This is a genomic window from Caldithrix sp. (assembly GCF_056497305.1).
Genome location: NZ_JBSMDE010000050.1, coordinates 18,179 through 29,424, shown reverse-complemented (window position 1 = coordinate 29,424; position 11,246 = coordinate 18,179). Strand labels below are relative to the sequence as shown.

The window sequence follows — 11,246 nt, the reverse complement described above, 5'->3', positions numbered from 1 at the left end:
GAAGGCATTTACTCGAATTAGTGACTTGTGAATGCTTGTGATGAAATTCTACGGGAAAGCCGGATGCGGGAAATCCGCACGTCCGGTTTGAGGAGGGTTAAGGCGGATGTAAAGACTCTTGTTCTTTACATTCCCTTTTCTACTCTACTGGTCTTTTAAAGGTTGCTGCTTTAGGCTAATATCTAAAAGCAATGGAAAAACGCCAATGAAACACAAATTTTAAAAAAATAATTGCAGATCCGTGTTCAAACCGTGTTCATCCGCAGCCTGAATTTACCCCTGATTGCGCCATCCCTTTAAAATCAGGACGAAGAAGCTGTCCCCTCCAGCAGGGCAAAAAGGGCATCCAGCTGGGCCTCCATGGTTTGCTCACCTATGGTAATGATCTCTCTGGCCTTATTGAAGTCGAAAAACTGGTAAGCGCTGACGGCCGGAGCAACTAACAAATCGGGCGGCGATTCCTGCAGACGGAGCATTAAGATGATATTTTCCATGGTCATGGCCACATGCGCCATCTGTTGTTGAATGCCCATTTTAGTACGAGGGGCTGCTTTTTTGCCCGTCCCAGTTTCTGGCGGCCATTTTTCCATAAAATTACCGAACAGGCGCTGCAGAAACGATGATGCGCTGTTGGCGGCCATCAATTTTTTTGTGGTAAGAATCTGGCCTGAATTAATAGCTCTGGAACGATTTTTTACCGAAGGCGTCACATTCACCGCAATAACCAGGTCGGCTTGCAGGTCGCGGGCTACGCTAACCGGTACGGGATTAACCACACCGCCATCAATCAGGTAGTTGCCATTAAGTTGTACAGGTTGAAAGAGAAAGGGAAAAGAGATGCTGGCTCGAATGGCGTTAACCAGAGAGCCCGAGTTTAAAATAATCTCTTCACCGTCGCGAATATCCGTGGCCACGCAGGCAAACTGACGCGGCAAGTTTTCAATTTCTTCCTCACCCAGCAAGGAGATGAGAAACTCTTCCACCCGTTGACCGTCTAACAGGCCATCGCGACGGAAGCGTCTGGGGAAAAGCAATTGAACGACACGTCGCCAGTTGGTTTCACAGGCGATCTCTTCGATCTGCTGGCTGTTCAGTCCGGCGGCAAAAGCGCCGCCAACCATGGCGCCCATACTACAGCCCACAATCAGATCAATGGGAATGCCTTCCCGTTCAAGAATTTTTAAAACACCGATGTGCGCCAGGCCGCGAGCAGCGCCGCTGCCCAGCACCAGGGCAATTTTAGGTTTTTGGTTTTGTCGTTTCATGGATTCCATTTTTTGTTTAATCGCTGGTTTATTTTTAACGCCCGGTTTTACTGCTTTCTGTCTTGATGGCAAAGGATGGTTCATCAACGGCGCTTTAACGAGCCTTCACCCTCTTATCCCCTCACGCGCATTGTGGTTAAGAGGGGATTACGTGTCATCTCAGTAAGGCCCGCCAGGATGGGACATCGAAATGACAGTCGGCACATTTTCAATTCAAGCAAAAGTACAATACGGCGCTGTGCTAAAATTCGTGATTACTAAATAAAGTAGCGCTACGCGTAAACAAGAAGCCTGCGCTGTTCGCTAATGCGCTTCCAACCAGTTTTTGCCAATACCGCATTCCACCACTAATGGAACTCTCAATTTCATAGCTCCTTCCATAATCTCTTTCACCTTCCGGGAAAATTCGTTTGCCTTTTCTTCCTGAACTTCGAAGACCAATTCATCATGCACCTGCAACAGCATCTGGGCCGGATATTGATGTTCTTCAATAAATTTCTGCATGTTAATCATGGCTTTTTTGATCAGATCGGCCGCCGAACCCTGGATAGGCGTGTTAATTGCCGTGCGTTCGGCAAATTCGCGAATCTGGCGATTCGGATTTTTAATCTCCGGCAGATAGCGCCTTCGGCCGAGCATGGTTTCCACGTAGCCCTTTTCTCTGGCAATGGCAATCATTTGCTGCATAAATTGCCCTATTTTGGGATAGGTGGCAAAGTAATCGGCAATAAACTCTTTGGCTTCATCCGCTGTAATGTTCAGACGATTGGCCAGCCCGTACTCGCTCATTCCGTAGATGATGCCAAAGTTGATCTCTTTGGCCTTGCGCCGATGTTCCTGGCTAACCTCCTGCACCGGAATGCCAAAAATAAGGGCCGCTGTAGCCGCGTGAATGTCCAAATTCTTCTTAAAATTCTCGATCATCGTCTCATCGCAGGAAAGATGTGCCATAATACGCAATTCGATTTGTGAATAGTCGGCGCTCAAAATCAAATAGTTATCTTGCGAGGGGATGAACGCTTTACGAATTTCTCGCCCCAGATCGGTGCGGATGGGGATGTTTTGCAAATTGGGATTACTGGAAGACAGACGTCCGGTGGCCGTAATGGTCTGGTTGTAGGAAGTGTGAATACGTCCGGTTTTGGGATGAATTAACTGAGGAAGCGCATCCAGATAGGTGTTTTTTAATTTGATCAATTTCCGGTATTCCATAATATTAGCCACCAGAGGATGGGCGGCGTAGCGTTCCAGAGTGCGTTCCGAAGTTGAGTATTGTCCGGTTTTGGTCTTGGAGGGCTTGCGCATGCCTAACTCTTTGTGAATCTGTAATTTGTCAAATAGAACCACCCCCATCTGTTGCGGAGAATTCAAATTAAAGGTTTCGCCGGCAGCCTGAAAAACCTTTTGTTCGATTTCGGAAATCTTTTTGCCCAGTTCAGCGCTCAGATTTTCCAGTAGGGCACGATCGACTTTTACGCCGTGCATTTCCATTTTCATCAGCACCTGCACCATGGGCATTTCTATTTCGTAAAACAGCGCTTCCATGCCGTGTCTTTTAATATCCTCTTTTAAAATTTGGTAAATGCGAAAGGTAATATCGGAGTCTTCACAGGCGTACTGGTAAACCAATCCGGCTGCCAGATCGGTCATCTTTTTCTGATTCTTGCCCTTTTTACCAATCAGTTGTTCAATGGGAATCATCTTGTAGTTTAAATAATGCTCAGCCAGGTAGTCCAGGTTGTGTTGGCCTGTGGGATTAATCAAATAAGAAGCGATCATGGTGTCAAAATAGAGATTGTTGACCGGAACCCCGTGCTGTTCCATGATCATGGCGTCGTATTTGATATTTTGACCAATTTTACGAATGTTGGCGTCGGCGAAAATGGGCCGTAGTTTTTCCAGCGCCTTGCGTCGATCCAGACCACGCGGCTCATGGCCCAGCGCAATGTACGAAGCCTTACCCGCATCCCAGCAGAAGGAAATGCCGGCGATTTCGGCTTCTAAAAAATCGAGAGAACTGGTCTCAAGATCAAAAACGAATTCCTTTTGCTCTTTGAGTTGTTGTAATAGAGCCTCAAACGCCTCTTCTGTTTCGATTAACCGGTAATCGACATGTTTGGAATCGAACTGTTTCAAGGAGAGGCTGTCGGCCTCTCCCAGGCTCATGCTCTTCATACGATTGGCCAGATTCCTGAATTCCAGCTCCTGCAGAATGGGCTCCACCTTTTCCATGTCCCACATGCGCAATTTTAAATCTTCTAATTGCACATCGATGGGCACATTGCAGTCAATGGTCGTCAGTTGGCGGGCAACCTGTACCTGCTGTTGATGGCTTTCCAGATTTTTACGCAGCGCTTCCCTGGAAATGGAATTCAAGTTTTTGTAAATATTTTCAATAGAACCATATTCCTTCAGCAGTTTGGCTGCGGTTACTTCGCCAACTTTGGGCACGCCTGGAATGTTGTCCGATTTGTCGCCCATCAAGGCTAACCAGTCGATGATTTGTTCGGGTTGAACGCCAAATTTCTCGACAATCTTTTGGCGGTCTAAAATTTCAGGCTCATTTTGTTTTTTCAAATTGTACAGAAAAACGTGACCGTTGACCAGTTGGGCCATATCTTTATCGCCAGAAACGATGAACACATCGAGCTCAGGAGCGGCAAATCGTTTAGCCAGAGTACCAATAATATCGTCGGCCTCGTAGCCCTCTTTCTCTAACAGAACGAAATTGGCTGCCTTTAAGGTCTCAACCAGTCTGGGGAATTGAGCGGCCATCTCTTCTGGCATCTTCTCTCTGGTTGCTTTATATTCTTCGTAAATTTTATGGCGAAAGGTGGGCTCTTTGGTGTCAAAAACAATGGCTAGATATTCCGGGTGTTCTGTATCAATGATTTTAAGCAAGGAATTGAGAAAGCCAAAGGTAGCCGAGGTGTTTTCCCCCTTGGAATTGATCAAAGGGTTACGGCTAAAAGCAAAATAGCTGCGGTAATACATGGCTGAGCCGTCGATTAAAAAGAGTTTTTTGCTCATGGTACAATCCTGTGTTTGTGTTTGTAAATCTGCCTGGCAAAATTTAAACTAAATTTCGATGTTTGTAAAGTAAACAATATTTCTGTTAATCAGAAATCTAATTTCCGTTTGTTAATCAACCAGCAGGCAATACAAATAGACCGACAATGAAACAACCGAAACCGCTAAAAACGCATTGGAAAACTGATCGAATTGTCGCGTTTTTTGATAATACGCGTTCATTTTGTGAATGTCCGATGTGTATTTGTAACGGTCGTAATAATCGTCTGCCAGGCGTTTAAAATAGAAGGCCGTCCAGTTACACAACAGGCCTACGGTCGCCAGCCCTGGTTTCAAATACTTTTTCAACTTTTCTTTAGGTGTTAAAGTAGAGTTTCGCAATGGAATGTAGCGATAGGTCAGTTTGAAAGGCCGTGTTTTTTTGAGCAGCCGGCTCAAAGTGGAATCATTAAACGCGCTTAGCGTGGTGTCCAGCGCCCAGTTGTTCCATCGATGGTCATTTTTAAAGATCAGTTTTAATTTCAAGGAATCAACAGTTCCAAAAAGGGATTTTAAGGAATCTGGTCTGGCAACCAGCTGACTGTCCACTACCAGAACCGTTTTTGGTTGGGCCATGCCAGAATTCTTAACCTGACCAAAGGACAGGGAGACCAAAGCACAAAAGAAGATCAACCATCTCCAATTCAGGCACATCATGGTTTATGTTTCTCCTCTGTTCTGAATAGCTGCAAACGATCGTACTCTGTGGCCAGAAAAAGCGTTGCATTCCGATCCGGCGTACAGGCCACAGGTCTGCGTTTGAGGGCGATTTGCTGAACCACGTGCAGTTTTGCTTTTTCGACCATGTAAAATATTTTCTGGTACGTACCAACCAATACATGGCGCCGGGTTACAACGATGGGCATGGAGGGTACGCCTTTCAAAGGCACACTTTGCATTTGCTCCAGGTTTTCGGAAAAGGCAAAAAGCCGGCCATCACTCCCCATGATGAAGAGCTTCTGGCCATCTGTGGAAACGGGTTGGTAAAAAGGCGTGTTTAAATCGATGCGCTTGATGATGTGTCCATCGTGTAAATCAACTTTAATGATCTTTCCCGTAAGGTCTGCCAGGTAGATCGCGTTCCTCAGAATCATGGGAGCGGTGTACACATGGCCCGGCAAATCGAGCATGAAAAGGGGCTGTCCGCTGTCGGCGTCAAAAACGCCCAGCATGCCGTCCGCAGAGCACACAGCGATCAGACGGTCGGTCATGGCCAGGTTTTGTCGGATTTTTTGTGGAAACTGATACTGCCAGATCTGCTTTCCGCTCAGAGGATCCAGTGCCAAAAGCTTCCCCTTCAGGCTGGCGTGAATTAACAATCGCCCCTGGATGAGCGGACTGCTTTTTGTCAGATGCCGTTTAAGGCGCCAGATGATCTTTTTGTGGATCAGGTCGTAGGCCTGCAAGCCGTAGTTGCCTTTTTCGGATGGGATAAACGCCAGAGCATGCCAGAAAGCGGGAGCGGCCGAGATGCCGCGCGAAAACCGTTTGCGATCTACGTCTTTGAGTAGCGTGTCCGTAGAAATCAAAAATCCATTATGCGTGGTCAATATTAATCGGTCCCACACGCGGAACAGGGCAGAGGTGGCCAGTCCGTTGATGTTTTTCTCTCTGTACTGCACCAGCGGCGTGTCCAGCGCTACATTGCTCCAATACCAGCGTTGGACATTCCAGCCTTCCTGCATGGCCTGCGGTAATACAGAAAGGTCAGGTGGCTTTAAGCCCGGATTCTGACAATTCCAGAGCAACAGAGACCCAAGTAATAGCAGTAAATTGGTGGTTTGTTTGTGCATTAAAAGTCCCATCCAAAAAAGAATTGTGTAATCGTTTTTCGTCCAATGGATTTGAAGTTTGTACGGCGGCCAATGTCCAGCCGCAAAACGAGTACATTGCCTAAATTAAAGCGAATGCCGAAGCCAAAACTGCCCAGGAAGCCAGGGAACTTGTTGTTCCAGGCATTTCCGGCATCCAGAAACAGCGCGCCGCGAATGCCTGAAAAACGCATGGAAGCTACGGGAAAGCGGATCCCTAATTGATCAATCAAAGGGAAGCGTAGCTCCTGAGAAATCAGTAAAATGCGATTGCCGTGCAAGGACCAGCGTCTGTACAGACGTAGATCCCAGCTTCCCCCCAGGTAATATTGCAAAGTTTCGCGTCCTTCGTTAAACAACGACAGAAAGCGTACGGCGTAGGCGCTACGCAAGCCCAGTCGGAAATATTTTCGCAGATCGATTAACCCTGTAAGATAGTTGACATTGGAATAGCGCAGATCATAGGTGTTCCCAAAAGTAATGTTAATACGCTGGCCGTCAATAGGACCGCTGGAAGCCCAGATCGAATTATCATTGACAAATGAAATGTAGTTGCTGGACAAATAGGCCTGGCGGCGCTTGTTGAAGAACCAGTCTTTATCCGAATAGGACAGATTTTGTGTAAAGGAAATACGCGAAAATTGCGAAAAGGGGTAGCTAAAAGTGGCCATGGCCCCGATGCGTTCCTCGTAAAAATAGGCGTCGGCCGGGTAGAAATAGTATCCTGCAAAACGGTAAAGACTAACGCCCCAGTTTACCCTGTGCTCAAGAGAAATCCGCGTGACAGCTACATTAAAGCTCTTCCAGAATTCGCTGGAAACACGGGCATTGTTGTAGATGAGTAAATAATACTGATCGTTACCCAACACATCGGTAAAGGCCAGTTGCCCGCCTCCGGTAGTTCCCCAGATGGGGTCTTGCGAGACCTGGGTCTGAGCAAAATCCAGGTCGTATTTGCGAACATAGGGTTTGCGTTCTGCAATCTGCTCGGATTTAATGCTCTCGAACTCCCACGGTTTTGTGTCCTGAACCAGAATGGGTTGAATGATGGGCCTGGCTTTTGGTAGTTGTTTCAAGAAATCCGGCTCAAAGCGAATCTGGAAAAATCCCTGTTCAAAAGTCCCATAGAGCAGCCCGTTATCTGCTGTCCAGCAAGGGTCAAAGGTGGCGCCAAGGTAGGCGGTCATTTTAAACATCTGTACTGCCTTTTGTTGAAAGGCTGACTGGATGGGGTCCTTTAGCAGGTAAACATTGTACGATCCCTCAATATCGGATGTAAAGGCCAGAAATTTGCCATCCGGCGAAAAGGCCGGCGCCCGATCTTCATGAGCACCAAAGGTCAGATAACGCAATGTACCTTTGGCCACATCCAGCAAAAATAAGTTGGTGGCCCCCCGCTTACCGAACTGCGTACGATCAGAGGTAAACACGATGAATTGGCCGTCCGGCGACCAGCAAGGCTCATCATCATTGTAAAAATCTTTGGTGAGCTGGATTAGCTTTTTGCTTTGTACTTCAAACAGGTACAGGTCTTTGTAGCCGGAAAAACTTAATCCGCTGAAAACAATATTGCGTCCGTCCGGCGACCAGGCCGGCGAATAAATGCCAACCAATCCAGGAAAAGAGTAACGCTCAACGATTTTACGACGGGGAATGGAGTAGAGGTACAAAACATCGTTTTCGCCGCTTTTGGAACTAAAGGCTAAAAGCCCTTGATGGTTAACGCTAATCCGTGAGTCAAATACGTGAAAGGCTTCAAAATCAGAAGACGCTTCTCCTTTGATTAAGAGTTCCACATCTTTCTCTTTATCCTTAAAAGAGAGTGGTTTTAAAGGACGCATGTAGATGCTGGAATATCCCGTTCGGTTGCCCACAAAGGCCACGTACGGCTTACCATTCAGTTCAAAATAGGCCGGTTTAAAATTGTAGCCGGTACGTACAATGGTTTGACTCACCTGATCGCTGAAGTCGTTATCTTTTAGCAGTGGATAGTAGCGTTTTTTTAAGGAGTACAAATATTGGTGATCAAAGGTCCTGTAATCCATGCCAAGCACTTCCTGAAAACATTGCTCAAAATAGGGATGTTTCCACACGCTCTCCAACAACTGTAATAACTTATCTTCGCCAAATTTCAGAGAGATGTAGTGCAGCACATCCTGTCCGATTTTGTACATGGCAAACGTGCCGTTGATCTGGTACATATCGCTTAAACCCACCACGTAATTATTCAGCACTGCATCCCGTAGAACCATTTCGGCCTGGGCATCCCAGGTGGTTGACCAGTACTCGGCCAGTCCTTCAGTAAACCAGAGCGGAGGGTAGGCCCCATCGATTTTGTCGTAGCGGGCCAAAACATTAGCAATTTTGGTGTGCATGAACACATGAACCAGCTCATGGCGAATTACATGACGAAATTCGTTCAGATCGCCATTGCCGGGAATAACCACGCGCCCCTTAATAAATTCAAAAAATCCACCCACATTTTCCGGAATAAAGCCAGGCGTTACATTGGTCTGTTGAAAATGCATGTGGGTGCTGTAAAAAATAAGCGGGATGCGATAGGTGACGGAATAATTGAATTTTTGTTCCAGGAAACGGTAGCTCTCTTCGGCGAAATAAGCGCCCTTTTCTGCCAATTCCTGCATTTCGGGGTAGTAGTAGATGTCAAAGTGTTCCGTCTTCATGATTTGCCAGTTGAATTGTGTGTACTGAACTTTGTTTCTGCCAAAATAGAAACCCTGAGCTTGCAGCGCATGAGAAAGAAAGAGAAAGCAAATCATCAGGGAAATGGGCATTGAACGGAACATAAAGGCTCACCGGCACCTGTTTTTAACCTATTGCATCAAACTAAACAAAAAAATCAATTGTTTCAAATGGTAGAATTTTAAAGCAGCACAGCCGCAACCAAAAACATAGGAAATTTTTACAAATCACAACAAAGCATAAATCCAGGTTTTTTTATTCTGGCCATGGATTAAAACGAATGGAATATGGAGAAGTAATTAATTTTTTTTAAAATCCGTGTTACATAAGTGTGCTTCCGTTGCTTTTAGTCTTTTGTGATAAAAATAATTAGAATAGTGTGTGGAAAAAGGGCTAAATTAATTTTGGTTTCATAAGTTAAAACTGTTAAATTTGTCATCTTAAGTAAAATAAGCTATTGGAGGTTAAAAGAAGTTAAAACGAAGAGCAGTTTTCAAGCAGGTTTTAATAAATTTACTAAAATTATCATTGTTTTAAAAAGAAACAGGGGTTTCTACAAATGGAGAAAAAAGATTCCAAAGTTTTAGAACGCGTTACCATCCGCTTTGCTGGTGATTCTGGAGACGGAATGCAGCTGACGGGTATGCAGTTTACAAGCACAACGGCCAAAGAAGGACACGAATTGGTTACCTTACCGGATTACCCTGCAGAAATTCGTGCACCGGCCGGTACGCTGTTTGGCGTTTCGGGTTTTCAAATACAAATTGGCAGTACAGAGATTCACACCCCGGGGGATCAACCCGATGTATTGGTGGCCATGAATCCGGCTGCCTTAAAAGTCAATCTAAAATTGGTCAGGCCGGGTGGTATTCTGATCATTAATTCCGATTCATTTCAAGGGCGAAATTTAACCCTGGCCGGTTATGAGACCAATCCCCTCGAAGACGGATCGCTGGCCGGCTATCAGGTTTTTCCGGTACAGATTACTACGTTAACCCGCAAAGCCCTGGAAGACCTTAAACTTTCAGTCAAGGAAAAAGATCGTTCCAAAAATTTCTTTGCATTGGGCATGACCTTCTGGCTTTTTTCGCATCCTTTAGAGCCGACCATAAATTGGATTAAAGAAAAATTTAAAAATAAACCGGAAATCGTTGAAGCGAACATTCGCGCTTTGAATGCTGGGTACAATTATGCCCTTTCCACCGAACTGTTTCACACCAGTTACCGCGTGGAGAAGGCCAAAAAGAAACCGGGCAAATATCGGAATATGACCGGCAATGAAGCCGTTGCTCTGGGATTTATTACAGCAGCCAAAAAAGCGCATAAAGAGCTTTTTTTGGGTAGTTATCCCATTACACCGGCGAGCGAAATTTTACACGAACTGGCTAAATATCGCCACTACGATGTAAAAACGTTCCAAGCAGAAGACGAAATCGCCGGTATTGGTTCGGCCATCGGCGCTTCCTATGCCGGCGCTCTGGGCATTACCACAACCAGCGGCCCGGGCGTGGCCTTAAAAACCGAATTTTTGGGCTTTGCGGTCATGGCTGAGCTGCCCCTGGTGGTAGTCAATGTGCAGCGTGGTGGACCGAGCACCGGATTGCCTACCAAAACAGAGCAGGCTGACCTGCTGCAGGCTTTTTATGGTCGGAATGGTGAAGCGCCTATTCCTATCATTGCTGCTAAAAGTCCGGCCGACTGTTTCGATACCGCCCTGGAAGCCTCGCGCATTGCCCTGATGTTTTCTACCCCCGTTTTCGTATTGATGGACGGTTACATTGCCAATGGATCGGAGCCCTGGTTAATTCGCGATCCGGATTCCATTCCGGAAATTGACATCCATTACGCCACAGATGTTCAGAATTTCATGCCTTACAAACGGGATCCGGAAACCCTGGCTCGTATGATCGCCTTGCCAGGCACGCCCGGTTTTGAGCATCACATCGGCGGACTGGAAAAAGATGAAACCGGCGATGTCTCTTATGACCCCGATAATCATGACCACATGGTACGTCTGAGAGCCGAAAAAATAGAACGTATCAGTAAATATGTAGAACAACCGGAAATTAACGGCGATCCGCAGGGCGATTTGCTGCTTATTAGCTGGGGAAGCACCTTTGGTACCGTTTTTACAGCTCTGGAACAGGTACGGAAAAAAGGCAAAAAAGTCTCCTGGATGCATCTGCGCTGGCTGAATCCGTTTCCCACGACTCTGGAAAAATATATCTACAATTTTAAGAAGATACTGGTGCCGGAAATTAATCTTGGTCAACTGGTAAAGATCATTCGCGAAAAATATCTCGTCGATGCCAGAGGATTCAATCGCGTGCGTGGTTTACCACTGGTAACGCACGAGTTGGTGGAAGCCATTGAAAAGGCGCTTGACGAATAATTTCAA

Annotated in this window: 6 protein-coding genes; 1 reads left to right on the top strand and 5 read right to left on the bottom strand. The window is 46.1% G+C overall.

Annotation, left to right across the window (positions count from 1 at the left end; all coding sequences use genetic code 11):
- Nucleotides 1–302 precede the first annotated feature (302 nt).
- From ACWB0I_RS04265 to ACWB0I_RS04245, 5 genes are all read right to left on the bottom strand, one after another.
- Nucleotides 303–1,265: a patatin-like phospholipase family protein gene (locus ACWB0I_RS04265; protein WP_479386799.1), complete on the bottom strand. Its 963-nt coding sequence runs from the start codon at nucleotides 1,263–1,265 to the stop codon at nucleotides 303–305.
- A 303-nt stretch (nucleotides 1,266–1,568) separates the two neighbouring features.
- Entirely contained in the window at nucleotides 1,569–4,295 is a 2,727-nt protein-coding gene (polA, locus tag ACWB0I_RS04260; protein ID WP_479386798.1) for a DNA polymerase I, read from the bottom strand.
- A gap of 111 nt (nucleotides 4,296–4,406) precedes the next feature.
- Complete coding sequence (locus tag ACWB0I_RS04255; RefSeq protein ID WP_479386797.1) at nucleotides 4,407–4,991, bottom strand: hypothetical protein; 585 nt, start codon at nucleotides 4,989–4,991, stop codon at nucleotides 4,407–4,409.
- Nucleotides 4,988–6,127 (bottom strand): outer membrane protein assembly factor BamB family protein, encoded by a 1,140-nt coding sequence (locus ACWB0I_RS04250; RefSeq protein ID WP_479386796.1) that lies wholly within the window; start codon nucleotides 6,125–6,127, stop codon nucleotides 4,988–4,990. Before ACWB0I_RS04250 ends, ACWB0I_RS04255 begins: the two co-directional genes overlap by 4 nt.
- A complete protein-coding gene (locus ACWB0I_RS04245) occupies nucleotides 6,127–8,952 on the bottom strand; it encodes a hypothetical protein (protein ID WP_479386795.1) in 2,826 nt (941 codons plus the stop codon). The genes ACWB0I_RS04250 and ACWB0I_RS04245 overlap by 1 nt, the downstream gene beginning before the upstream one ends.
- Nucleotides 8,953–9,407: 455 nt before the next feature.
- Here ACWB0I_RS04245 and ACWB0I_RS04240 point away from each other — a divergent pair, with 455 nt between their 5' ends.
- On the top strand, nucleotides 9,408–11,240 hold the full coding sequence (locus ACWB0I_RS04240) for a 2-oxoacid:acceptor oxidoreductase subunit alpha (protein WP_479386794.1): 1,833 nt from the start codon (nucleotides 9,408–9,410) through the stop codon (nucleotides 11,238–11,240).
- Nucleotides 11,241–11,246: the final 6 nt, after the last annotated feature.

Excerpts from the sequence above, each read along its gene's own strand:
- ACWB0I_RS04265 (WP_479386799.1), bottom strand. The coding sequence starts at position 1,265 with ATGAAACGACAAAACCAAAAACCTAAAATTGCCCTGGTGCTGGGCAGC.
- polA (WP_479386798.1), bottom strand. The coding sequence starts at position 4,295 with ATGAGCAAAAAACTCTTTTTAATCGACGGCTCAGCCATGTATTACCGC.
- ACWB0I_RS04255 (WP_479386797.1), bottom strand. The coding sequence starts at position 4,991 with ATGATGTGCCTGAATTGGAGATGGTTGATCTTCTTTTGTGCTTTGGTC.
- ACWB0I_RS04250 (WP_479386796.1), bottom strand. The coding sequence starts at position 6,127 with ATGCACAAACAAACCACCAATTTACTGCTATTACTTGGGTCTCTGTTG.
- ACWB0I_RS04245 (WP_479386795.1), bottom strand. The coding sequence starts at position 8,952 with ATGTTCCGTTCAATGCCCATTTCCCTGATGATTTGCTTTCTCTTTCTT.
- ACWB0I_RS04240 (WP_479386794.1), top strand. The coding sequence starts at position 9,408 with ATGGAGAAAAAAGATTCCAAAGTTTTAGAACGCGTTACCATCCGCTTT.